The sequence below is a fragment of the Hydrogenophaga taeniospiralis genome, from assembly GCF_020510445.1.
GTDB lineage: Bacteria > Pseudomonadota > Gammaproteobacteria > Burkholderiales > Burkholderiaceae_C > Hydrogenophaga.
In genome coordinates, this window is the sequence record NZ_JAHBAG010000001.1 from 2,009,426 (window position 1) to 2,032,761 (window position 23,336).

18 protein-coding genes are annotated in these 23,336 nt (G+C 66.6%); 10 read left to right on the top strand and 8 right to left on the bottom strand.

The window, feature by feature from the left end; genetic code table 11:
• Nucleotides 1-8 precede the first annotated feature (8 nt).
• On the top strand, nucleotides 9-1,322 hold the full coding sequence (gene xylA, locus KIH07_RS09640; protein ID WP_226491762.1) for a xylose isomerase: 1,314 nt from the start codon (nucleotides 9-11) through the stop codon (nucleotides 1,320-1,322).
• A 37-nt stretch (nucleotides 1,323-1,359) separates the two neighbouring features.
• Complete coding sequence (locus KIH07_RS09645) at nucleotides 1,360-2,367, top strand: Gfo/Idh/MocA family protein (RefSeq protein ID WP_226491763.1); 1,008 nt, start codon at nucleotides 1,360-1,362, stop codon at nucleotides 2,365-2,367.
• A gap of 37 nt (nucleotides 2,368-2,404) precedes the next feature.
• Here the strand turns inward: KIH07_RS09645 and KIH07_RS09650 are convergent, their stop codons facing one another.
• Entirely contained in the window at nucleotides 2,405-3,157 is a 753-nt protein-coding gene (locus KIH07_RS09650; RefSeq protein WP_226491764.1) for a helix-turn-helix domain-containing protein, read from the bottom strand.
• A gap of 315 nt (nucleotides 3,158-3,472) precedes the next feature.
• Between KIH07_RS09650 and KIH07_RS09655 the strand changes: the two genes are divergently transcribed.
• Nucleotides 3,473-5,074, top strand: a complete 1,602-nt coding sequence (locus tag KIH07_RS09655; protein ID WP_226491765.1) for a tannase/feruloyl esterase family alpha/beta hydrolase — start codon at nucleotides 3,473-3,475, stop codon at nucleotides 5,072-5,074.
• A gap of 282 nt (nucleotides 5,075-5,356) precedes the next feature.
• Here the strand turns inward: KIH07_RS09655 and groL are convergent, their stop codons facing one another.
• From groL to cdd, 3 genes are all read right to left on the bottom strand, one after another.
• Nucleotides 5,357-7,006 (bottom strand): chaperonin GroEL, encoded by a 1,650-nt coding sequence (groL, locus tag KIH07_RS09660; RefSeq protein WP_226491766.1) that lies wholly within the window; start codon nucleotides 7,004-7,006, stop codon nucleotides 5,357-5,359.
• Nucleotides 7,007-7,051: 45 nt separating this feature from the next.
• Nucleotides 7,052-7,342 (bottom strand): co-chaperone GroES, encoded by a 291-nt coding sequence (locus KIH07_RS09665; RefSeq protein ID WP_226491767.1) that lies wholly within the window; start codon nucleotides 7,340-7,342, stop codon nucleotides 7,052-7,054.
• 249 nt (nucleotides 7,343-7,591) lie between these two features.
• Nucleotides 7,592-8,581: a cytidine deaminase gene (cdd, locus tag KIH07_RS09670; protein WP_226491768.1), complete on the bottom strand. Its 990-nt coding sequence runs from the start codon at nucleotides 8,579-8,581 to the stop codon at nucleotides 7,592-7,594.
• A gap of 187 nt (nucleotides 8,582-8,768) precedes the next feature.
• Here cdd and KIH07_RS09675 point away from each other — a divergent pair, with 187 nt between their 5' ends.
• From KIH07_RS09675 to KIH07_RS09690, 4 genes are all read left to right on the top strand, one after another.
• Complete coding sequence (locus tag KIH07_RS09675) at nucleotides 8,769-9,575, top strand: hypothetical protein (RefSeq protein WP_226491769.1); 807 nt, start codon at nucleotides 8,769-8,771, stop codon at nucleotides 9,573-9,575.
• Nucleotides 9,576-9,606: 31 nt separating this feature from the next.
• A complete protein-coding gene (locus tag KIH07_RS09680) occupies nucleotides 9,607-10,944 on the top strand; it encodes a hypothetical protein (RefSeq protein WP_226491770.1) in 1,338 nt (445 codons plus the stop codon).
• A gap of 261 nt (nucleotides 10,945-11,205) precedes the next feature.
• Nucleotides 11,206-13,434 carry a carotenoid biosynthesis protein gene (locus KIH07_RS09685; protein ID WP_226491771.1) on the top strand — a complete coding sequence of 743 codons (2,229 nt, stop codon included), beginning with the start codon at nucleotides 11,206-11,208 and terminating at the stop codon, nucleotides 13,432-13,434.
• Nucleotides 13,435-13,477: 43 nt separating this feature from the next.
• Nucleotides 13,478-15,244, top strand: a complete 1,767-nt coding sequence (locus tag KIH07_RS09690; RefSeq protein WP_226491772.1) for a 7TM diverse intracellular signaling domain-containing protein — start codon at nucleotides 13,478-13,480, stop codon at nucleotides 15,242-15,244.
• A 69-nt stretch (nucleotides 15,245-15,313) separates the two neighbouring features.
• On the opposite strand, the gene KIH07_RS09695 is transcribed toward KIH07_RS09690, so the two are convergent.
• From KIH07_RS09695 to metK, 3 genes are all read right to left on the bottom strand, one after another.
• Nucleotides 15,314-16,126 carry an SDR family oxidoreductase gene (locus tag KIH07_RS09695; protein WP_226491773.1) on the bottom strand — a complete coding sequence of 271 codons (813 nt, stop codon included), beginning with the start codon at nucleotides 16,124-16,126 and terminating at the stop codon, nucleotides 15,314-15,316.
• Between the two features lie 31 nt (nucleotides 16,127-16,157).
• Nucleotides 16,158-18,233, bottom strand: a complete 2,076-nt coding sequence (locus KIH07_RS09700; RefSeq protein WP_226491774.1) for a PAS domain S-box protein — start codon at nucleotides 18,231-18,233, stop codon at nucleotides 16,158-16,160.
• Nucleotides 18,234-18,474: 241 nt separating this feature from the next.
• Nucleotides 18,475-19,659, bottom strand: coding sequence for a methionine adenosyltransferase (metK, locus tag KIH07_RS09705; RefSeq protein WP_226491775.1), 1,185 nt, complete (start codon nucleotides 19,657-19,659; stop codon nucleotides 18,475-18,477).
• Between the two features lie 220 nt (nucleotides 19,660-19,879).
• Here metK and KIH07_RS09710 point away from each other — a divergent pair, with 220 nt between their 5' ends.
• Nucleotides 19,880-20,770, top strand: a complete 891-nt coding sequence (locus tag KIH07_RS09710) for a lysophospholipid acyltransferase family protein (RefSeq protein ID WP_226491776.1) — start codon at nucleotides 19,880-19,882, stop codon at nucleotides 20,768-20,770.
• Between the two features lie 27 nt (nucleotides 20,771-20,797).
• Complete coding sequence (locus tag KIH07_RS09715; RefSeq protein WP_226491777.1) at nucleotides 20,798-21,721, top strand: lipid A biosynthesis acyltransferase; 924 nt, start codon at nucleotides 20,798-20,800, stop codon at nucleotides 21,719-21,721.
• A gap of 32 nt (nucleotides 21,722-21,753) precedes the next feature.
• Here the strand turns inward: KIH07_RS09715 and yihA are convergent, their stop codons facing one another.
• Entirely contained in the window at nucleotides 21,754-22,545 is a 792-nt protein-coding gene (gene yihA, locus KIH07_RS09720; protein ID WP_226491778.1) for a ribosome biogenesis GTP-binding protein YihA/YsxC, read from the bottom strand.
• Nucleotides 22,546-22,647: 102 nt separating this feature from the next.
• Here yihA and KIH07_RS09725 point away from each other — a divergent pair, with 102 nt between their 5' ends.
• On the top strand, nucleotides 22,648-23,262 hold the full coding sequence (locus tag KIH07_RS09725; protein WP_226491779.1) for a c-type cytochrome: 615 nt from the start codon (nucleotides 22,648-22,650) through the stop codon (nucleotides 23,260-23,262).
• Nucleotides 23,263-23,336 lie beyond the last annotated feature (74 nt).

The following is a 23,336-nucleotide window of genomic DNA, read 5'->3' on the forward strand; positions in this document are numbered from 1 at the left end:
AGAACGCCATGAGCTCCTATTTCGCCGACATCGCCCCCATCGCCTACGAAGGCCCCCAATCCGCAAACCCCTTGGCCTTCAAGTGGTACGACAAAGACCGCCTGGTGCTGGGCAAGCGCATGCAGGACCACCTGCGCTTTGCCGTCTGCTACTGGCACAGCTTCTGCTGGAACGGCTCCGACCCGTTTGGCGGCGACAGCTTCCAGCGCCCCTGGCAGCTGATGGCCGACCCGATGGCGGCCGCCAAGGCCAAGGCCGACGTGGCGTTCGAGTTCTTCGCCAAACTGGGCGCGCCCTACTATTGCTTCCACGACCGCGACGTGGCCCCCGAAGGCGCCACGCCGCGCGAGAGCGTGAACCACCTGCACGAGATGGTGGACGTGCTGGCCGCCAAACAGCAGGCCACCGGCATGAAGCTGCTGTGGGGCACGGCCAACCTGTTCAGCCACCGCCGCTTCATGTCGGGCGCGGCCACCAACCCCAACCCCGAAATCTTTGCCCTGGCCGCCCTGCAGGTCAAGGAAGCCATGGACGCCACGCTCAAGCTCGGCGGCGAGAACTACGTGTTGTGGGGCGGCCGCGAGGGCTATGAGACCCTGCTCAACACCCGCATGGGCCAGGAGCTCGACCAGATGGGCCGCTTCCTCAACATGGTGGTGGACTACAAACACAAGATCGGCTTCAAGGGCACCATCCTGATCGAACCCAAGCCGCGCGAACCCTCCAAGCACCAGTACGACTTCGACACCGCCACGGTCTACGGCTTCCTGTGCCGCTACGGCCTGGACAAGGAGATCAAGGTCAACATCGAGGCCAACCACGCCACGCTCTCGGGCCACAGCTTCGAGCACGAGATCGCCACCGCTTTGGACCTGGGCATCTTCGGCTCCATCGACATGAACCGCGGCGACATGCAGTGCGGCTGGGACACCGACCAGTTCCCCAACAACATCCCTGAGACCGCGCTGGCGCTCTACCTCATCCTCAAGGGCGGCGGCTTCACCACCGGCGGCCTGAACTTCGACTCCAAGGTGCGCCGCCAGTCCATCGACCCCGAAGACATGTTCCACGGCCACATCGGCGGCATGGACGTCTCGGCCCGCGCCCTGCTGATCGCCGAAAAAATGCTGCAGGACGACCAGCTCGGCCAATTGGTGGAGCAGCGCTACGCCGGCTGGGCCACGCCCTTCGGCCAGGACATCCTCGCCGGCAAGATGGGCCTGGACGCCGTGGCCGCCCACGTGGTGGCCCGCAACACCGACACCCGCCCGGTCTCGGGTCGCCAGGAACGGCTGGAGAACCTGGTCAACAGCTATATCTGAGCGACGCGACCGCGACGACCGCCACCTGGAGAACGCCATGAAGCCAGTCGTGTGGGGCGTGCTGAGCACCGCGAAGATCGGGCTCGAGCACGTGATACCGGCGATGCTGTCCAGCCCGCTGGTCGAGTTGCGCGCCATCGCTTCGCGGTCCTTGCCCGCGGCGCAAGCCGCCGCGCAGTCGCTGGGCATCGCGCAGGCCTACGGCAGCTACGAGGCGCTGCTGGCCGACCCCGCCATCGAGGCGGTCTACAACCCGCTACCCAACCACCTGCACGTGCCCCTCACGCTCGCGGCCGCGGCGGCGGGCAAACACGTGCTGTGCGAAAAGCCCTTCGCGCTCAACGCCGAAGAGGCCCTGAGCGTGAAGGACGCCGCATCGCGGGTGCTCATTGAAGAGGCCTTCATGGTGCGCCACCACCCGCAATGGCTGCGCGCCCGCGAGCTGGTGCGGGCCGGGCGCATTGGCACGCCACGCGCGGTGCAGGTGTTCTTCTCGTACTTCAACGAAGACCCCAGCAACGTGCGCAACCAGCCCGGCATTGGCGGCGGTGCGCTGTACGACATTGGCTGCTACGCGGTGCTGGCGGGGCGTTACCTGTTTGAAGCCGAGCCCCTGCGCGCCATCTCGCTGGTGGACCGCGACCCGGTGCTGGGAACCGACCGGCTGACCAGCGCGCTGCTGGACTTTGGCGGCACCAGGCAACTCAGCTTCACGGTATCCACACAGAGCGTGCCGTTCCAGCGGGTGCAGGTGGTGGGCACCACGGGCCGCATCGAACTGTTCGTGCCCTTCAACGCCGCGCGCGACGCGCAGATGCGCCTGGCGCTGGACGAAGGCGGGCAGCGGGACGGCAGCAGCGTCACCGTGGAGACCCTGCCCCTGGCCGACCAATACCGGCTGGAGGTGGAAGCCTTCTCGCGCCGCCTGCGCGAGGGCGCAGACCCCGGCGCCAGCAACGGTCTGAACGACGCGGTGGCACAGGCGCGCGTGATCGACGCACTTTGGCAATCCGAGCGCAGCGGGCGCTGGGAGCCGGTGGCCTGAGCGGGCCGTGTGCCGTTGGCAGCGCACATGGCACGCATCAGCCCAAGACACGGCAGTCCACGAACGCCTTGGGCGCCAGCATTTCGGTCGGCAGCAGATCGAAGTAACGCCTGATGGCCCGCGACGCGTGCGAAGCGTCGTAGAACCCCCCGGCGCTCACCAGGTGGGTGGCGCTCTGGCTCTGCCCGCGCTGTTGCGCGTCACAGGCACTGGCGGTCACCTGGTACAGCCTGGCCCACGCCAGGTAGCTTGAAAGCGTCATGCCCACCTGCTGGCGAAACAGCTTGCGCACGTGTTCGGCAGACAGGCCCAATTGACTGGCCAAGGCCACCGGGTCTGCGCGCCCCTCGCTGTGCCGATGCAAACCGGCGCGCAGCCCGGTCAGCCGTGCATCGACCCGCGCCGCACCGCCCGAAAGCGCAGCCGCCTCGCCCAGCACGCTGGCCACCCACCGCCTGACATGGGCTGCACCCACATCACCTTGACACAAGGCGTCCAAAGCCATGCCGTGCCGCGCCATCAACTCGCCATCCGGCCAGACCACCACCCCTCCCTGAGCGCGCTGCTGCAGGCAGACGCCCACGTCAGACAGGGGGTCCACGTACAGGAAGGCCAGCGCGCGACGCCGGGACAGCCCGCTCCACACACCACTGGCATGCAGCAGCACCGTGCCGCAAACCTCCGTCTCATCGCGCAGCCCCAACGTGGCAGGGGCACCCACCGACCCAAACACCAGTGCCGGCGCAACGTTCTCGGAGAGATTGAACGCGAGATCGGGATCGGCGTACATCAGCCAATCGTTGCCCAGATAGACCACCCCGGATATGGCATGAAGCGCCGACATCGGTGTTTCCCCTCGGTTCCCCGTGGCGTACAAGACGCCGGATTTGCACCGTCCTAGCATGGCCCAAGCCCGCTGCACAGGGCTGGCTGCACAGGGCTGGCCAGCCGTGCATGAGCGGCAATTTCCTTGCAAGGAAGCACATTGATGAGCCCCTCATTCTGCACAACCCCGTTCTGGGCGTCCCAGTCCAGTCGCGTTCACACCGCCGCAAAGGCATTCCCCAAGACAGCCGCTCTGACGGGCTCCCTGGCCAGCGCCGTCATGCTTGGCGCCCACGCCAGCAACAAGACGCCCGCACCGCCTTCGGCCCGGCCATTGGCCGAGTCGTGCGCCAGCTTTGTGCCCCACCGGTTGCCTGTCAACGCGAAGTTCGTCAAGACCGAACTGCGGCCCGCGCAAACCGTGCCCGAAACACACTACGGTTCCCAGGAGCCCATTGCCATGCCTCGCGCTTGCATCGTGCGTGGGACCGTCGTGTCGTCGCCCGGCTCCACCATCCACTGGGCCGTGGAACTGCCCGAGGGCACCGACTGGAACGGCAAGGTACTGACCCTGGGCGGCGGCGGGTTTGACGGCTTCATGCCCACCGACGACCCCTGGCACGTGAAATACGTGCAGGGCAAGGCCGCGCTGCCGTTCGTGCGCATCAGTTCCGACTCCGGCCACCAGACGGAAGACTTTGCCTGGGGCAAAGACAAGACCGCATTGAAGAACCATGCCTACGAAGCCAACCACCTTGCCTTGCAAGTGGGCGCGCACATCGCCACCCAGTTCTATGGCAAAGCCCCCACCCGGCGCTACATGGTGGGGCACTCCAACGGCGGCCGTTCGGGCCTGATGGCGGCCAGCAGGTACCCCAACGACTACGACGGCGTGCTGGCCATGTCCCCCGCCATCAGCCAGCAAGCCCACCAGGTCAACCTGGGCAACTTCAACCGCTGGATCTACGGCCACAACGCGGACGGCAGCAAAAAGGCCAACCTGCCCGAGCAGGCCAACTGGATCAGCCCCGGCAAATCGACCCTGTACGCAGCCGCCGAAATCAAGGCCTGTGACAAGCTGGACGGTCTGGAAGACGGCATCATCGGCAACGTGGAAGCCTGCAACTACGTGCCCACCGACCTGCTGTGCAAGGACGACGTGGCCGGCGCCAAGGACGACAGCTGCCTGACCTCGGGCCAAGTCGAAGCCATCCGCCTCAACTACGCCAACAAGACCGTGCCCATCACCCTGGCCAACGGCATGACGGGCTACGAGCGCTACGGGCGCGGCGGTGCCGCCACCGGCGACTGGCAGGTTTATGCCTTTGGCTTTGAGTACGATGGCGACTTCCTGAAAAAAGGCTTCAGCTACATCGCGCCCACTGCGGTCATCCAGACCCTGACGGGCTCCACGGAAGCCGACTCCATCAGCCACGACCCGCGGACCCTGGCACCCAAGTGGCAGTCTCTGTCCAAGGTGATGGAGCCCAAGGCTTCACTGAAGGCGTTTGGCAAGCGCGGCAAGCTGCTGGTGTGGTATGGCCTGGCCGACACCTGCGTCTCGGTGTACCGCACCGCCGCCTACCTGGACCAGGTACGCAAGGACAGTGGCAGCGCCGCTTTCGACGGCTATGCCCGGTTTGTGACCTCGCCCGGCGTCGGGCACGACCTCACAGGCCCAGGTGCGGCCCATGCCGACTTGGTGACCGCGCTGGTGGACTGGGTGGAAAAAGGCATCGCGCCCAACCAGCTTGTGGCGACCGGCACCACCGCCGCCGGAGCCACGTTTGAGCGGCCGCTGTGCCCCTACCCCGGCTACCCCCAATACAAGGGCAGCGGCGACCCGTCCCAGGCCAGCAGCTTCAGCTGCGCGGCACCCTGACGACGAGGCACGCGAGCGCTGGTCAAAAAACGCCCGGCCTGGCCCGCCACGCCGCGCACGGGTTCCTCCGCTGAATGACCGAGCGAGCTTTCTCGCTATTTTTTCCCCCATTGAAAAAAAACCCCGCGAGGCGACTCGCGGGGTTTTTTTGGGGGGGCGTCAGCCTGCAGTGATGCATTCCGACGCAGCATGAGGCGCCAGGCCAAGGCGCAAGGGCGTAGACAGTGGCAGCGCCACGGCAAGCCCTTGCAACGCCGGCATGGCGTCTCAGGCAAGGAGAACTTACATGCCCATGCCGCCCATGTCGCCCATGCCACCCATACCGCCGCCCATGCCACCGGCAGGTGCGTCGTCCTTCGGGGACTCGGCCACCATGCACTCGGTCGTCAGCATCAGAGCGGACACCGAAGCGGCGTTCTGCAGCGCGGTGCGGGTCACCTTCGTCGGGTCCAGGATGCCCATTTCGATCATGTCGCCATAGGTGTCGTTGGCGGCGTTGAAGCCGTGGTTGCCCTGGCCAGCCAGCACGGCGTTGACCACCACGCTCGGCTCGCCACCGGCGTTGGCCACGATCTCGCGCAAGGGCGCTTCGACCGCTTTCAGCACCAGCTTGATGCCGGCGTCCTGGTCGGCGTTGTCACCCTTGATGGTGCCAGCCGCCTGACGGGCGCGCAGCAGGGCCACGCCGCCACCGGCCACGATGCCTTCTTCCACCGCAGCGCGCGTGGCGTGCAGGGCGTCTTCCACGCGGGCCTTCTTTTCCTTCATTTCGACTTCGGTGGCAGCGCCGACCTTGATCACGGCCACGCCGCCGGCCAGCTTGGCCACGCGCTCTTGCAGCTTTTCGCGGTCGTAATCGCTGGTGGCTTCTTCGATCTGCACGCGCACTTGTTTCACGCGGGCTTCGATGTCAGCGGCAGCGCCGGCGCCGTCGATGATGGTGGTGTTTTCTTTGCCCACTTCGATGCGCTTGGCCGAGCCCAGATCGGCCAGGGTCACTTTTTCCAGCGTCATGCCGACTTCTTCGGCGATCACTTTGCCGCCGGTCAGGATGGCGATGTCTTCCAGCATGGCCTTGCGGCGGTCGCCGAAGCCAGGGGCCTTCACAGCCACCACCTTCAGGATGCCGCGGATGGTGTTGACCACCAGCGTCGCCAGGGCTTCGCCTTCGACGTCTTCGGCAATGATCAGCAGCGGACGGCCGGCCTTGGCGACCTGCTCCAGCGTGGGCAGCAGGTCACGGATGTTGGAGACCTTTTTGTCGTACAGCAGCACGAAGGGGTTGTCCAGCAGGGCGGCTTGCTTCTCGGGGTTGTTGATGAAGTAGGGCGACAGGTAGCCGCGGTCGAACTGCATGCCTTCGACGACGTCGAGCTCGTTCTGCAGCGACTTGCCGTCTTCCACGGTGATCACGCCTTCTTTGCCCACTTTGTCCATGGCATTGGCGATGATGTCGCCGATGCTGGAGTCGCTGTTGGCGGAGATGGAGCCGACCTGGGCGATTTCCTTGCTGGTCGTGGTGGCCTTGGAGGCCTTCTTCAGCTCAGCGATCAGGGCTTCCACAGCCTTGTCGATGCCGCGCTTCAGGTCCATCGGGTTCATGCCGGCGGCCACGTACTTCATGCCTTCGCGCACGATGGCCTGGGCCAGCACGGTGGCGGTGGTGGTGCCGTCACCGGCGTTGTCCGAGGTCTTGGAAGCGACTTCCTTGACCATCTGGGCGCCCATGTTCTGGAGCTTGTCCTTCAGTTCGATTTCCTTGGCCACGGACACACCGTCCTTGGTCACGGTGGGGGCGCCGAAGGAGCGCTCGAGCACCACGTTGCGGCCCTTGGGGCCCAGGGTGACTTTGACGGCGTTGGCCAGGATGTTCACACCCTCGACCATGCGTGCGCGGGCTTCGCCGCCGAAAATGACGTCTTTTGCTGCCATGTTGATTTCTCCGGATTCAGTAATTGGGGATGGGTGAGAGAAGAATTACTTCTCGACGACGGCGAACAGGTCGTCTTCCTTCATGACCAGCAGTTCGTTGCCGTCGACCTTGACGGTCTGGCCGCTGTACTTGCCGAACAGAACGCGGTCACCGACCTTGATGTTCATGGCGGACAGTTCGCCTTTGTCGTTTTTCTTGCCGGGACCGACGGCCAAGATTTCACCTTGGTCGGGTTTTTCAGCAGCTGCGTCGGGGATGACGATGCCGGAAGCGGTCTTGGTTTCGCTGTCGATACGTTTGACGATCACGCGATCGGCGAGAGGACGAAGGTTCATTGCATCTCCTGAAATAGAACGGAAAAGGGGTGGTTCACACGGTCGGTGCCGGCCACCAGGGGCCGGCGGATGCCGTTGATCGACTTGAAGCAAAGTGTTAGCACTCAACTCCAGCGAGTGCTAATGATAAGGGCGGGGACCCCGGTTTTCAAGGGCGGGGGTCTTTTTTGCCTGTCCGCAGGTGCGCGATGCCTGTGAACGCGTGGTGAACGTCTCTTCCCGAGCAGGCCCACCAATGGCGGCAAAAGGTCAAGGACTGGTTGCCGCGTGGTACTCCAGCGTCACGCCTGGAGCGTAGGCGGCCAGCACGGCCGCACTCGCGCTTTGCTGGCTGGACAGCGTCTGCACTTCCACCAGGACGCAGCGGGTCACCTGGCGGGTGGCGCCTTGCACCTGATTCATGTTCATGAAGGCCAGCGCGGACTCCAGGGGCGAGAGGCTGGGGTTGTAGGCCGCGTTTTCGGCGTTGCGTCCAGCGTAGATGCTTCCATCCTCCAGTTGCACGGCAATGCCCGCGTAGCCGTATGCCGTGTCGGTGGGATAGGGGGCGTAGCAACGCTGCGCTGCGCCGAGCGCGGCGGCAACCACGGGATCGCTCGGCGTTCCACCGGGCAGGCTCACCGCATGTGTGCACAGTTTGGGGTCCATCAGACCACCGGTGATGCCAAGGTCCGTCGGCCCGAAAGCATCGGGCAGGAAGCGGGTGAGCGGCGTCATCGTGTAGGCATAGGGGTCGCCGGGCTGGGGCGGCACCGGGGGCAACAGGATGTTGAGTTGCTGGGCGGACACCAGCTCGTACAGGAATTGCCGGCAATACCCGCAGGGCGCCGCGCTGATGGCCAACGCCTGCAGACCCGCTTCGCCATGGAGCCAGGCGTTGTTGGTGGCGGCCTGCTCGGCATGAACGGTGAAGCTCAGAGCCGCATTGTTGAACTCGAAGTTCGCGCCCAGATACAGGCTGGCCCAGCCCGTGCCTGGGACCGGCATCCCTGCTGCCACCGCCCCGACCTGATAGTGCGAGACGGGTACCACCGCATAGCTTTGCGCCACAGGCAACAGCTGCATCATCAAGGTGCCGATCTCAGCCTGCGCGCCGAGCTTGCCAAGCATGCTGCCAACCTGTTCGGCCGACAGAAACCCGCCCTGGTCCCACATCAGGTCAACGTCCGGGCGGATATCGGCGGGCAGGGTGCTGATGGCTGCGGTCCATGCGGAACTGCGTTGAGAAGTGCTGGCCATGTGGTCTCCATGAGTGTTTGAAAGAATGCCTACCCCTGCGCGGCCTTCGAGGCATGGTCGCGTCGGGCCCTGACCGTAGCAAGACGGTCGCCGGTCAGGCGGGCCCACCTGTCAGGGTTGCCAGTGCGTTGCGGGGCGAACGCATGCGATGCACGAGCATGGCCGCACAACAGCAGAGGAGGCAACCATGGAGAGGTTTCCGGCGGAATTCGCCGACATGCTCAGCGCGCGAGGCCAGGTGATGCTGCGGCAGGGTTTCGCAGACACAGCGCGTTTCGCCGGCTGGACCGCGAACAAGGACACGGGCTCCGGCCAGACGCCACTGGCCTTCTTGCCGGGCATGCTCAACAAGACCTGGGCGAAGCAAGCGCGACGCCTGCTCGACGCCACCATGCCGGCCCATGTCCGCCGCATCGAGTCGCGCATTCCGCCCGAGACCATCACCGGCATGCGCCGCAACTACACCGAGCGCTTGCCCAAGAGCATGCGCATCCAGACGGCCTATTTCGACTCCCCCCGAACGGCCGCTTACCGGGCCGCCGCGGACATCGGCCTGCTGCAGATGCTTCGTTCGGAAAGCCTGGCCCTCTTCGCCGAGCGGATCACCGGATTATCGCTGGAGCGGCGGCGCGGCGTGCAACTCATCCTGTACGAGCCCGGCGACTATTCGGGACCGCACAACGACCACCACCCGGAGAACGCCCACGCACGCGACGGTTTTGTGGATCTGCACATCTCGCTGTGCAACGACAGCGTCCAGGACCAGTTCCTGGTCTGCGAAGAGCATGGCCATCTGGCGGGCGTCTATCCGGCCGCCAGTGACGGATCGGTGGCGCTGTACCGCCTGCCTTTTTGGCACTACACCACGCCGCTGCGCGCCAAGCCGGGCGTCGAGCACAAGGCCCGGCGCTGGCTGCTGCTGGCCACGTTCGACCTGCGCCAGCCATCCGCATCACGGCACCAGGCCACGGCCAGACGCATGCGCACGGCGTGACCCGCACACGGACTTCAAAGGAGGCATTTTCATGACCCAGCGGTATTCCAAGGTCCGATTCATCGGATACACCATCCCCACCACGCCGGCCAACATGGTCGCCATCGGCAACCCCAATGGCCCGGGTGCGGTGGCGGGCACCTATCTTGGGCTGGAGGACTTTCAGGCGGACGTGCGTGCACGCATCGCGGTGCTGAAGAACGCCGCGGAACAGGCGCGCACCGCCCTGCCATCGGGCGATGCGCCGGGCAGCGTGCTCAACCTGTTCGTGGCGCCGGAGTTCTATTTCCATGGCACCCAGGGCCCATACGTCTACGGGCATGTGGATGCGGACCCGACCGATTTCATCCTGAGCGAGCTGCGCCAGGCTTTTCCGGCCAGCCAGTACCCGGACTGGACCTTTGTCTGCGGTTCGGCGATCACCTCGCGTGTGCATGACGTGACCAACATCCTGGCCTCCAACAGCACCCAGGTTCGCAATGCCGTGGTGCAGGCGTTGTCCGAGCAGTGGCTGGCGGCCTACGGGCCGCTGAACGGCGTGGTGTTCGACATGTTGGTCAACTTCATCAAGAACTGCCACTCCTACCCCTGCATGGAGGTGCGCAACCGGGCCTTGATCGTGAGCAACGTCGCGCTGGACACGCCCACCCATTCGCTGGGCACGGACCAGATGACCTGTGAGAAGTACTTTGTCTCCAACGAAGACTTCGTGCTCTACGACACGACCGGTCGCAAAGACACCGTGACGGAGCAGATGACGGCCTACCCCTTCATCGATCTGAGCCATGGCGACCTCAAGGCCAGTGCCAAGGACAAATACGCCATCTTCCGGCAGAACTACGGCCCGGACAATTTCCCGCAGTACGTCGATTTCGGCGTGGAGATTTGCCTGGACCACAGCGACGTGCGCCTGCGCCGCAACATCGACAACGAGCCTTGGCCCCAGGCGGTCGATGCCCTGCATGTGCAGATCATCCCCTCGTGCGGCATGCAGATCGCTGCGCCCAGCGTGGCCGCCGATGCCATGGGGTTCGTCTTCAACTGCGACGGCCAGTACGCCTTGGATGCCAGCAACGGCACGGCCTGTCAGGGCGTGCAAAACAGCGTGCAATGCGTCTACGCCAACTACCTTGACGCGGGCAACGCCGCCTATGCCGGCCATACCCAGCTGGCCCGCGTGCAGCAGCCCGCCGTCGGCGGCGACCCCAACCGCAGCGGTGCGCGCAACGCCAGCTTCCAGACCCTGGGCACGCAGGACATCGCCATCCTCGCCGTTCCCGCGGTGCCCGAGTTGGCCCAATGCTTCGCCGGTGGCCCGGGCGCCGTGCACATCTACGGTCTGAAGTCTCCGTACGACTTCTACGCGTGAGACGGGCGCGCCCACGCCACCACCGGTCTGTCGGTGGTGGTTCGCCTGGGGAATACCCTGACCTGACGGTTATCTAAAATAAACGTCGACTCCCGCGCCACCGCTGGGCCGACCCAGCATGCACGAACCATGCGCGTTGGTGGTGGGGCACGGGGTCGGTTGCGGCGGCTGCGGGTGAATGCCCGGCCGGCCGTTGCCCGTCAACGCAGGGGGCTGTGACCGATTTCCTGGGAGGCTCCAGTGGCTCTTCTGCGTTCGCGTTTGCTCCAAGTCCTGCTGCCCGGCCTGCTGTCGGTGGGCCTCATCCTCGTCACCGCGCAGGCCTACCCGCTGCTCACGCTCGGTCTGGTGGCCGTTTCGGTGGCCATGTTCTGGGCCGCGTTGTGGTCTGCATCGGTGTTGCTGGGCCACCGCAGCACCCGGGTGTTGGCCGTGCTGGCGCTGGGGCTGGGCTGGTTCGCCGAGCAGATGGGCTCTTCTCGCGGCTGGTTCTTCGGCCGCTACACCTACACCGAGGTGCTGGGTCCCCGGCTGGGCGATGTGCCGCTGGCGATTCCGCTGATGTGGCTGGCCCTGTGCCTGGTGGGTTATGTGCTGGCCAGCCTCATCCTGTGGCGCACGCCGGTGCACGCGGCGCCCACGCTCAAGAGCGGCGCGCTCACCGCCTGGCTGGCCGCGATGATCGTGACCACCTTCGATCTCGGGGCCGACCCGTACTTCGTGTACGTGCTCAAGGCCTGGATCATGGAAAAGCCCGACGGGGGCTGGTTTGGCGAAACGCTGCAGGGTTTCGCGGGCTGGATGCTGGTGTCCTTCGTGATCGTCGCCGTGTTCCAGGCGCTGGCCGCACCGCGCCGTGTGCCGGCCATCGCGCGCCAGACCCGGCTCGCGGCCTGGGTGCCGATCGGGCTGTACGCCAGCGGCCTGGTGTTCCAGGTATTTCTGGGCCACCCGGTCGAAATCCGCGCCATCGCCTTTTTTGCCATGGGCATGCCCACGCTGATCGCTTGGGTGGCCTGGCGGCACTGGACCCTGGCGCACGCCGAGGCGCCCCAGGCGCAGCCCGCCCACAGCGTGCCGCTGGACCCGATGGGGCTGCAGGCCGACCCGCTGGCGGACCGGACCGTGGCGGCGCTCATCGGGCCGTGGTCCGACGCCGACGGCGCCACCGGCCCGGCCACGGACCGGCTCGCCGCCGCCACCCGCCTCATGGCGGGCTGGACCAGCAACGGCGCCCTGGCCGACTGGGGGCCGGGCGACCCCGCAGCGGTGGCGGTCGATCCGGCGGTGGTGGCCGCGTTGCGCGCCTATGTCGGCGAAGGGCGCGCGTTGCCCGCCTGGGCCGACGCGGCCAAGGTCGAGCGCGCCGAGGCCATCTTCATGGAACAGGGCCCGCTGTCGTGCACGCTGCTGTTCTGCGCCAGCCTGCCCGAGTGCTACGTGCTGCCCAACCTGGCCGAGGTACTGCACATCGCGGGCCAGCTGGAGCAGCACACCGAACACCGCATCCGCCAGACCGCGGCCATGGTGTTCCCGGTGATGATGAAGGGCGGGCTGATGGACGCCAGCGGCGCCGGTGTGGCCCAGGTGCTCAAGGTGCGGCTCATCCATGCCACCATCCGCCACCTGATCCTGCGCGGTGAGCCGCAGGCGGTGCGCGGCCAGGTCGCGCCGCTGCTGCGGGCCGGCGCATCCACCGGCATGCACGCGGCCCTGATGTCGCACGGCTGGGACGTGGACCGCCAGGGACTGCCCTGCAACCAGATCGAGCTGGCCTACACCCTGCTGACCTTCAGCTACAGCTTCCTCAAGGGCATGCGCACGCTGGGCCTGGGCCTGCCGCGCGCCGACGAAGAGGCCTACCTGCACGCCTGGAACGTGATGGGCCATGTGCTGGGGGTGCGGCGCGAGCTCATGGCCGACACCATGGAGGAAGCCGCCGCGCTGTTTGAGCGCATCCAGGCGCAGGCGCATGGACAGTCGGTGAGCCCGGACGCCCGGCCGGCCCTGGGACGCGCGCTCATGCACACCATGGAGCGCACGATCCGCCTGCCGGTGGTGCGGGGCATCCCGGTGCCGCTGACGCGCTGGCTGATCGGGCCGGACACCGCGTGCGAGATCGGCGTGGACGAGCGCGTCTCCTGGCCCACCCGGCTGCTGTTCCTCGCGGGCCGGCTGCTGGTGCGCCTGATCGACACCGTGGTGCGGGTGTTTTCGCCGGGCTTTTCGTTGTCCCGGCTGTTCACCCGCATCGTGGGCTACCACCTGCTGACCCGTTTCTTGCTGGACCAGACGCGCCCGCTGAACCTGCCCGACCACCTGCTCAACCCCCTGACCGAGACCGTATCGGCCTGGAGCGACGATCCCGCAGCCCCGGGCTGGCTCAACCGCCTGGAAGACCGCTGGACGACCACCGGCCACTGGCGGCCGGTGCACGGTGGCGGCACGGCACAGCGGCCCGTTCCCGAGCCCGACGCCGTCGTTTCCTGAAGAAATTTTTCCGCGCGCGTTACAAATGTTTACGATGCCGGTCATGGATCGATCCACCGCCCCCCCCAACCCGGCCCATTGCTGCGCCGCTGCCATGCGCCGGATGGTGGGGATGGTGGTTGTGCTGCTGGGTCTGGGGCTCGCCCTGTGGATCGGCCCTGCCCGGGCCACCGAGGGCGAAGGCGACGTCACCCTGCAGACGCATTTCTGGGTCGACGAGTCGGGCACGAAGGGCATCGCCGATGTGGTGGCGCTGCCGCCCAACAGCTTTCAGCCCATGGAGACATTCCGCGTCTTCCAGCTCGACGGCACCGCCCTCTGGATGCGCCTGGAGCCGCCCCGGCTGGACGCCGCTCAGCGCTGGTACCTGATGCTGAGCGCCGCGGCCTTCACCAACGAGGCCACCCTGTACAGCCGGGGGCCCAATGGCGCCTGGCGCGAACAGCGCTCCGGTGACCACCTGCCGGTGTCGCAATGGGACCACCCGGACCAGACCCCCGTGTTCGCCCTCGATCCCCAGGCCGCCGGTCCGGTCTGGCTGCGCGTGGTGAACGCGCCCGCGCCCACGAGCCCGCGCCTGCAGCTGTTGACCGAAAACAGCCTGCAGGAAAAGCGGTACTGGACCTTCCTCATGATCGGCGGCTACCTGGGCTTTGGCCTGCTGGTGTTCTTCCTGGGCTGGGTGCACGCGCGCCTCTACGCCGACCGCGTGTTCATCGCCTACTGCTGCTACGTGGCCTGCATGCTCGGCTTCCAGGCCGCGTTCACGGGCATCGGTGGTCTGTTCTTCTGGCGCGACTCGGCCTGGTGGAACGACGTGGCGCCGGCCGTGTTCATGCTCTGGCTGACGGCCTCGGGCATCTGGTTCGTGCGCGAGGTCTGCGCGGTGTCGCGTTACCACCGCGGTGTGGACCGCTTCGTGCTGGCCTGGTCGGTGTTTGGCCTGCTGTACGCGGTGGTCTATGTGGCGTGGATGAGCCCTACGGCCTTCCTGGTGCTCAACCTCTACGGCCTGCTGTCGGTGCTGCTGAGTTTTTCCCTGTGCATCTGGACCTGGCGCCTGGGCGAGACCTACGCCGGCTGGATGGCGCTGGGCTTCCTGCCGGTGCACCTGGGCTACCCCTTTCCCGCGCTGCGCAGCGCCGGCGTGTTGCCCGACAGCTGGGCCACGCAGTACGCGGTGCTGATCGGTTCGGCCATCGAGATTCCGCTGTTGCTGTACATCCTGCACCGCCGGGCCAAGGACTTCAACGAGAACCGGGCCCGCCTGCGCGCCATCGACAGCACCGACCCCCTGACCGGTCTGACCATCGCGCCCGTGCTCCACCTGCGCCTGCGCGACGCCATGCGCCGTTCCCGGCGCTATGGCCACCCCTGTGGCCTGGTGCTGGTGGAGCTGTCCAACCACGGCGAGATCGTTGCCCGCGAGGGCCGCGAGGCCGGCGACCGCGCGCTGGTGGTGGCCGCTTCGCGCTTGTCGGCGGTGGTGCGCGAGGTGGACACCGTGTCCCGCATCGCCGACACGCGCTTCGCGGTGCTGGTCGAAGGGCCGCTGCGGCCCGAAGAGCTCAAGCTGCTGGCCCAGCACATTGTGGCCAAGGGGCTGGAGCGGGTGCCCGCGCTGCCGGTTGAGCTGCCGCTGCGCTTTCGCCTGGTTTCGGCCACCTTGTCCGAAACGGCCAAAACGGCCGACGAGCCGGTCGACGAGATGCGGCTGCTGGAGCGCCTGAACCAGGCGCTGGACCGGATGGCGGTGGACCCGCGACGGGTCGTGCTGCATCTGCCGCAGAGCGTACCGGCCCGGTTGTAGGGCGATCGGACTGGGGGCGTGCGCGTCGTCCGGGCCCGCGTCAGCGGTGGGCCTGGGCCCAAGGTGCGCTCAGAAATGCGCCAGATAACCGCCGTCGACCACCAGCACTTGGCCGGTGACGTAGCTGGCGGCTGGGCTGGCCAGGAACACCGCCGCCCCGGCGATCTCGGCCGGCTCGCCCCAGCGGCCCAGCGCGCTGCGCTGGCGCAACCAGGCCAGGGTCTGGGCATCCTCCACCATGGCCGCGTTGGTCTCGGTGGCGAAGTAGCCCGGGGCGATGGCGTTGACGTTGATGCCCTGCGGGCCAAGCTCGGCCGCCAGCGCGCGCGTCATCGCCTCCAGCGCACCCTTGGTGGTGGTGTAGGCGGCGTCGCCCGCGCGGGCGATCGGCCCGGCGATCGACGTGACGTTGATGATGCGTCCGAAGCCCTGCGCGCGCATCGGGCGCGCGGCTTCGCGGCACAGGTGCCAGGCGCAGACCAGGTTGGTTTCGAGCAGCTCGCGCAGGGCCTGGGCCGGCAACTGGTCCAGCGGCTCGCGCCGGCGCTGGCCCACGTTGTTGAGCAGCACGTCCAGCCGCCCGCTGTGCGCCAGCAGCTGGGCCAGGGCGGCGCTGGCGGCGGCCTCGTCGGTCACGTCGAACGGCAGGGCATGGGCGCTGCCCCCCGCGGCCTGGCCGGCCGCCCGGGCCTGGGCCACGGCGTGTTCCAGGCTGGCGGCGTCGCGGCCGTTGAGCCAGACGGTGGCGCCGTGCGCGGCCAGTGCGCAGGCCATGGCCAGGCCCAGGCCCCGGCTCGCGCCGGTGACCAGCGCCACCCGGCCGTGCAGGGCAAAGAGGGCGGTGGGAACGGTGGATGCGCGGGTGGGAAGGCTGGGGTTCACGCCGCGATTATCCGGCGTGCCCGCGCGCCGTTCACGCGCTCAGTTCGACCAGCGACGACTTCGGAAAATCGAGCTCGGGCTCCAGGCCTTCGAACGGCAGGGTGAAGTAGAAGGTGCAGCCTTCGCCAGGTGCGGTTTCGGCCCAGATGCGGCCGTTGTGGCGCTCGATGATGCGCTGCGCCAGGGCCAGCCCGGTACCGGTGCCTTCGAAGTCCATGGAGTGGTGCTGGCGCTGAAACATCACGAACAGGTTGTGCGCTTTCTCCAGATCGAAGCCCACGCCGTTGTCGTGCACATAGAAGGTCCGCCCGCCCACCGGGTTGACCTTCCAGCCCACTTCGATACGGGCGTTTTCGCGCGGCCGGGTGTACTTGACCGAGTTGCCCAGCAAGTTGCTCCAGGCCTGGGCCAGCAGCATGGCGTCGCCACGCACCACCGGCAGATCGTCCTCGACCACCCACTCGATGGAGCGGCCCGGGTTTTCCTGCTTCAGGTGGGCGACGATGCCCTCGAGCAGGGGGGTCAGCGGCACGGGCTGCGACTCGATGGTCACCCGGCCCAGGCGGGCGTATTCGAGCAGGCCCTCGATCATGTGGCTCATGCGCTTGCTGGCCGTGGCGGTGGAGTTCAGGTATTGCTTCACCAGCTTGTCACCGGACTCTCCCAGCTGCTCCTGCAGCAGGCTTACGAAGCTGGCGATGTGGCGCAACGGCGCGCGCAGGTCGTGCGACACCATGTGCGAGAACACGTCCAGGTCCTTGTTGGCCGCCACCAGTTGCTGGGTGCGCTCGGCCACGCGTTTTTCCAGTTCCCGGTTGAGGTCGTTCATCACGTCTTCCAGGCTCTTCGAGGCGGTCATGTCGCGCGTGATGCTGGACAGGCCCTGCAGTTCACCGGCTTCGTTGCTCAGCGCGGTCAGCACGGTGTGGGCCCAGAAACGGGAACCGTCCTCGCGCAGGCGCCAACCCCGCGTTTCCCACTGGCCATGGGTCTTGGCCAGGCGCAGCACCTGGCCGGGATCGACCTCGTCCTCCCCCGCGTTTTCGGGCGCCAGCAGGGTCGTGTAGGGCTGACCGAGCATTTGCGAACGGCGGTGGCCGTGCATGCGCTGGGCACTTTCGGTCCATTCGGTCACGGCACCTTCTTCGTCCACGAAATAGATGCAGTAGTCCTGGATCGCATCGACCATGAGCCGGTAGCGCTGCTCACTCTGGAACAGCTCGGCGCTGCGCTCGCGCACGCGCTCTTCCAGATCGCGGTTGGCTTCGAGCACGAACTCTTCGGTGCGGCGCCGCTCGCTGATGTCGTGCAGTTCGATGAAGATGCCTTCCACGTTGCCGTTCTGGACGTCCGGGATGTAGTGGATCTCGTAGAAGCTGCGCGAGCCGTCGGCGGCCGAGCGCTCGGCCTCGAAGCTCTGCGCATGCCCACTGAGCGCTTCGGCCACGCGCGGCAGGATCTCGGGCAGCAGCTCGGGGCGAACCACCTGGGTCAGGTGCGAGCCCACCATTTCGCCAGCGAGTTTGCCGTAGCGGCTGGCATGGGCCGTGTTCGCGAAGCGGCAGATCAGGTCTTTGTCGTAGTAGGCCAGGCGCGCCGGAATGCGGTCGGTGATGGTCTGCAGGAAACCATCGTGGGCGGCAACGCGTTGTTCAGCGGCCTTGCGCTCGCTGATGTCGACCAGGGTGGTGTTGCTGTACAGGAACGTGCCTTGTTCGTCGTACACCGCGGTGGACGAGAACAAGGCATGGAAACGGCGGCCGTCCTTGTGCAGCACCTCGATTTCCAGCGGTTCGGTCTGCCCTTGCTGCAGCAGGGTCATCAGCCGGCCCTGGATCGCGGTGCGCCAGGTCGGGTCGATCAACTGGAAGATGTCCATTCCTTCCTGCACTTCCTCACGGCGGTAGCCCAGCCAGCTCAGGAGCGTCTGGTTGATGTTGACCAGGCGCAGTTGCGCATCGAGCGACAGGTAGCCACAAGGGGCGTGGTCGTACAGCGCTTGTGCGCGATCAAGGGCTTTCTGGAGTTCGTGGGTGCGCTGGGCCACCAGCGTTTCAAGGTCCGTTGGCGGGGCGTCGGTTCGTTCCGGGCTGTTGTTGGGGTGCATGGAAGGCTCCAGATCGTTGCGGTGCGCAGCGTGAGTAAGGTCTGTCCAGGTCTTATCGGACGGAAGGGGCGAAAATTCAGGTCAGGCTGAATCCTGCGCTCATTTGAAACCGTATGGCGGGAAAAAAAAAGCCCCTGGCGCATGCACAGGGGCTTGTTGGGGCGGTCATGCAAGCGCGGCCGCTGCCGACGTGGTATAGCGCTGCGCGACGGAGGCGTGCTCCCAGGCCGAGAGTGTGGCCTTACTTGAGGCCTGCGGCTTCCCGCAACGCCTGTGCCTTGTCCGTCTTCTCCCAGCTGAATTCGGGCTCTTCGCGACCGAAATGGCCGTAGGCGGCGGTCTTTTCGTAGATCGGGCGCAACAGGTCCAGCATCTGGATGATGCCCTTGGGGCGCAGGTCGAAGTGATCGCTGACCAGCGCGGCGATGGCTTCGTCCGGGATCACGCCGGTGCCCTCGGTGTAGACCGTCACGTTCATCGGCTTGGCCACACCGATGGCGTAGGCCACCTGGATCTGGCACTGGCGCGCGATGCCTGCGGCCACGATGTTCTTGGCCACGTAGCGTGCGGCATAAGCGGCCGAGCGGTCGACCTTGCTCGGGTCTTTGCCGCTGAAGGCGCCGCCGCCGTGCGGGCAGGCGCCGCCGTAGGTGTCGACGATGATCTTGCGGCCGGTCAGGCCGCAGTCGCCTTGCGGGCCGCCGATGACGAAGCGGCCGGTCGGGTTGATCAGGTAGCGGGTTTCCTTCAGCCACTCTTTCGGCAGCACCGGCTTGATGATCTCTTCAATGACGGCCTCAATGAACGAGGCCTTCATCTTGTGCGGTGTTTCGCTCTGGTCGGGGCTGTGCTGGGTGGAAAGCACCACGGTGTCGATGCTGTGCGGCTTGCCGTCCACATAACGCATGGTCACCTGGCTCTTGGCGTCGGGGCGCAGGAAGGGCAGGCGGCCGTCTTTGCGCAGCTGGGCCTGGCGCTCGACCAGGCGGTGGGCGTAATAGATGGGCGCTGGCATCAGCTCGGGCGTTTCGTCGCAGGCGTAGCCGAACATCAGGCCCTGGTCGCCGGCGCCGATGTTCAGGTGGTCGTCGCTTGCGTGGTCGACGCCCTGGGCGATGTCGTTGCTCTGCTTGTCATAGGCCACGAGCACGGCGCAGCCCTTGTAGTCGATGCCGTATTCGGTGTTGTCGTAGCCGATGCGCTTGATGGTGTCGCGCGCGACCTGGATGTAGTCGACGTGTGCGTTGGTGGTGATCTCACCGGCCAGCACCACGAGGCCGGTGTTGGTCAGCGTCTCGGCGGCCACGCGGGAGCGCGGGTCTTGCTTGAAGATCGCGTCGAGGATGGCGTCTGAGATCTGGTCGGCGACCTTGTCGGGGTGGCCTTCAGAGACGGATTCGGAAGTGAAGAGAAAGTCGTTCGCCATATAAACTCCGGTTAGGTTGATCGGCGTTGCCGGTCTTCAGAGTTCGGCGAACGCTTTAGCGGAATTTGTGAATCGCCCCGCAATTAGTTCAATAACTCGGCGATGGGCGTAGTTTAAATCAAGCGCCGTCGCCGATGCCGAAAACCCTTTTCGCCGAGGGCGACGCGCCACCCCGAAGAATACCGCCGTCGCCGGCCACGCCCGTCCATCCGAGCACTTCGTGACTGCTTTCGTACAACTGGTTTTCCGTTTCCTGTCCTGGATGCCCCTGCCCGTGCTGCACGCGCTGGGCTGGCTGCTGGGTTGGCTCAGCTTCCTGCTCTCGGGTCGCTACCGCCGCCAGCTGTTTGCCAACGTGAAGCAGGCGGGTTTTTCGCGGGCGGTGGCTTGGTCCTCGGTGGGCGAGGCGGGCAAGCTGGTGGCGGAGCTGCCCCGGTTGTGGCTGGGGCGCCCGGTCCGCGTCGGCTGGGAGGGTGCGGCCCACATCGAAGCCGCGCAGGCGCACGGGGCGGGGGTGTTGTTCCTCACGCCACACCTGGGCTGTTTCGAGATCACCGCGCAGGCCTATGCCCAGCGTTTCGGGCAGCAGCAGCCCGTCACCGTGTTGTTCCGTCCGGCCCGGCAGCCCTGGCTGCGCGAACTGGTGGCCAATGCGCGCAATCGCCCGGGGCTGAGCACCGCGCCGACCACGCTGGCCGGTGTGAAACAGCTCATCAAAGCGCTCAAAGCCGGGCAGGCGGTGGGCCTGTTGCCCGACCAGGTGCCTCCGGCCGGGCAGGGGCTCTGGGCGCCTTTTTTTGGCCGCGAGGCCTACACCATGACGCTGCCGGCGCGCCTGGCCCATTCGGGCGGGGCCCGGGTGGTGCTGATCTGGGGTGAGCGGCTGAGCTGGGGACGGGGCTATCTGGTGCGGGTGCGCCCCCTGGGACCGGCGGGCGCGGACACGCTGTCCACCGATGCGCACGAAGCGGCCCGACAGATCAACCGGGCCATGGAATCGCTGGTGCGAGAATGCCCGCCGCAGTACCTGTGGTCCTATGCCCGGTACAAGGTGCCACATGGCCAGGCCGGCGCGGACGTTGGCCCCGGCACGTCGCTCCCTTTGCGGTAAACCCTTTTCAAGGCCTCCTTCTTGTCCATGTCGAAAACCACCGAAACCGCTCAGCCGTCGGAGGCGCCCCAGCGCTGGAGCGACCGCCTGGGCCTGGGATTCATGCGCCTGCTGGCGCGCCTGCCGCTGTCCTGGGTGCGGGGCCTGGGCTGGCTGGTGGGGCAGGTGCTGCATCTGGTGGCCGCGCGGCGGCGGCGCATCGCGAGCACCAACTGGGCGCTGTGTTTTCCGCAGGACAGCGAGGCCCAGCGGCGCCGGGCCGTGCGCCAGCATTTCGTGCACTTTGCCCAGGCCTGGCTGGACCGCAGCTGGCTCTGGGAAGCGGACGAAGCCACGGTGCGCGCCCGGTTGCGGATGGTCGGCGCCACCCACGAGCTGCAGGTGGAGCAGCCCACGGTGATCCTCGCGCCGCATTTCGTGGGGCTGGATGCGGGGGGCATGGCGGTGTCGCTGAACGTGAAGCGCCCACTCATCAGCATTTATGCCGGGCAGCTCAACGAAGCGGTGGACCAATGGATCCGCGCGGGGCGGCTGCGTTTTGGCGACGTGAAGCTGGTGGAGAAGCACCAGGGGCTGCGCCCCGTGATCCATCTGGTGCGCGGCGGTGGCGCGTTGTACCTGCTGCCCGATATGGACATGGGGCCGCAGGAATCCGTGTTCGTGCCCTTCTTCGGCGTGTCCACCGCGACCGTGCCGACCCTGCCGCGCATCGCCCGCCTGGGCCATGCGCGGGTGGTGCCGGTGATCAGCCGCATGACGCGCGAGGGCTACGACGTGGAGGTGCTGCCCGCCTGGAGCGACTACCCGGGTGAGGATGCGGTGGCCGACACCGCCACGATGAACCAGAAGCTCGAAGCCATGATCGCGACCATGCCCGAGCAGTACTACTGGGTGCACAAGCGCTTCAAGACGCGCCCGCCGGGCGAGGCGTCGCTCTACAACGGCGACTGAGCAACCGCAGGCGCCAGCGGTGGCGCCGAGGATCAATCCAGCGCGGGCGGCTCGTCTTCCTCCTCAGCGCTGGCAGCGGCTGGGGCCACCGCGCCGGCGGGTTCGTGGGCCCACTGCCACAGCAGCAGGGCCACTTCGTCCAGTCCCTGCTTCTTCAAGGCGGAGAACAGCTTCGCTTCGCCACCACCGCTTTGCAGTCGCGCGATCGACAGCGCTTTGGCCGCTTCCGAACGGCTGAGCTTGTCGGCCTTGGTCAGCAGCACCAGGAACTTCAGGCCTTCCTCGACCCGCGGCCGGATCACTTCGAGCAGGATCTCGTCGAGTTCGGTCAGCCCCAGGCGTGGATCGATCAACAGCACCACGCCCTTGAGATTGGCCCGCGTCAGGAGGTAGTTGCCCATGACGCGTTGCCAGCGCAGCTTGGCCTCGCGCGGCACGGCGGCGTACCCGTAGCCGGGCAGATCGGCCAGCACCGCGTCGGTGACGCCCTGTTTGCCGAGCGCGAACAGGTTGATGCTCTGGGTACGCCCCGGGGTTTTGGACGCAAACGCCAGCCGCTTCTGTTGCGTCAGCGTGTTGATGCAGGTCGACTTGCCGGCGTTGGAGCGGCCAACGAACGCGATTTCCGGCATGCCCAGCTCGGGCAGGTGCTCCAGTTGGGGTGCGGTGGTGAGAAAGCGGGCGGTGTGCAGCCAGCCGTGCGCGATCTTGGCATCGACCTGGCCTGGGCCGGCGGTTTTTCCAGCGTGGGCGGCGGCTTGCGCCGCCGGGGCGCCCCGGGTTGGCGGGGCTTTGGGGGGGGCTGGAGTGTGGTGATGGGTCATTTGGGGTTTTCCCGGTGGGGCATTGTAAAATTGATTGGCTAAGTCCAGACACATTGCGAATTTCCTCAACCCGAACCCGTCGCCCCCGACGTCCGCCCAGTCATGAAATTGCCCGTTTCACTTCTTTGTGCCGCTGCCGCCGCAGCCTTGTCGTTCAGTGCCCATGCCCAGTCGGCCAAGCCCGATCTGGCCAAAGGTGCGGCCTTGTTCGGCCAGGTGTGCGTGGCTTGCCATGCTGCCGACGGCAACTCGACCACGCCGGCCAATCCCAGCCTGGCCCAGCAGCATCCGGAATACCTGGTCAAGCAGCTGAGCGAGTTCAAGTCCGGCAAGCGGGACAACGCGATCATGAAGGGTTTCGCCGGCAGCCTGTCCGATGATGACATGCGCAACGTCGCTTACTGGCTGACCGAGCAGAAAGCCAAGACCGGTTTTGCCCAGGACAAAGACCTGGTCCGTCTGGGCGAGCGCATTTACCGCGGTGGCATTGCCGACCGCCAGATCGCTGCCTGCGCCGGTTGCCACAGCCCCAACGGTGCCGGCATCCCCTCCCAGTACCCCCGTCTGTCGGGCCAGCACGCGGAATACACCGTCACCCAGCTCAAGGCCTTCCGCGATGGCACGCGCAACAACAACGCCCAGATGACCGGCGTGGCGGCCAAGTTGAACGACCGCGAGATCCAGGCGGTGTCCGACTACATCGCCGGCTTGCGCTGAGGCAAGCCCCCGGGGATGACCGGGGATATAAGTAATCGTTAATATTTGGCGGCACAATGCGTGAAATTCTCCTT

Excerpts from the sequence above, each read along its gene's own strand:
- xylA (WP_226491762.1), top strand. The coding sequence starts at position 9 with ATGAGCTCCTATTTCGCCGACATCGCCCCCATCGCCTACGAAGGCCCC.
- KIH07_RS09645 (WP_226491763.1), top strand. The coding sequence starts at position 1,360 with ATGAAGCCAGTCGTGTGGGGCGTGCTGAGCACCGCGAAGATCGGGCTC.
- KIH07_RS09650 (WP_226491764.1), bottom strand. The coding sequence starts at position 3,157 with ATGTACGCCGATCCCGATCTCGCGTTCAATCTCTCCGAGAACGTTGCG.
- KIH07_RS09655 (WP_226491765.1), top strand. The coding sequence starts at position 3,473 with ATGCTTGGCGCCCACGCCAGCAACAAGACGCCCGCACCGCCTTCGGCC.
- groL (WP_226491766.1), bottom strand. The coding sequence starts at position 7,006 with ATGGCAGCAAAAGACGTCATTTTCGGCGGCGAAGCCCGCGCACGCATG.
- KIH07_RS09665 (WP_226491767.1), bottom strand. The coding sequence starts at position 7,342 with ATGAACCTTCGTCCTCTCGCCGATCGCGTGATCGTCAAACGTATCGAC.
- cdd (WP_226491768.1), bottom strand. The coding sequence starts at position 8,581 with ATGGCCAGCACTTCTCAACGCAGTTCCGCATGGACCGCAGCCATCAGC.
- KIH07_RS09675 (WP_226491769.1), top strand. The coding sequence starts at position 8,769 with ATGGAGAGGTTTCCGGCGGAATTCGCCGACATGCTCAGCGCGCGAGGC.
- KIH07_RS09680 (WP_226491770.1), top strand. The coding sequence starts at position 9,607 with ATGACCCAGCGGTATTCCAAGGTCCGATTCATCGGATACACCATCCCC.
- KIH07_RS09690 (WP_226491772.1), top strand. The coding sequence starts at position 13,478 with ATGGATCGATCCACCGCCCCCCCCAACCCGGCCCATTGCTGCGCCGCT.
- KIH07_RS09700 (WP_226491774.1), bottom strand. The coding sequence starts at position 18,233 with ATGCACCCCAACAACAGCCCGGAACGAACCGACGCCCCGCCAACGGAC.
- metK (WP_226491775.1), bottom strand. The coding sequence starts at position 19,659 with ATGGCGAACGACTTTCTCTTCACTTCCGAATCCGTCTCTGAAGGCCAC.
- KIH07_RS09715 (WP_226491777.1), top strand. The coding sequence starts at position 20,798 with ATGTCGAAAACCACCGAAACCGCTCAGCCGTCGGAGGCGCCCCAGCGC.
- yihA (WP_226491778.1), bottom strand. The coding sequence starts at position 22,545 with ATGACCCATCACCACACTCCAGCCCCCCCCAAAGCCCCGCCAACCCGG.
- KIH07_RS09725 (WP_226491779.1), top strand. The coding sequence starts at position 22,648 with ATGAAATTGCCCGTTTCACTTCTTTGTGCCGCTGCCGCCGCAGCCTTG.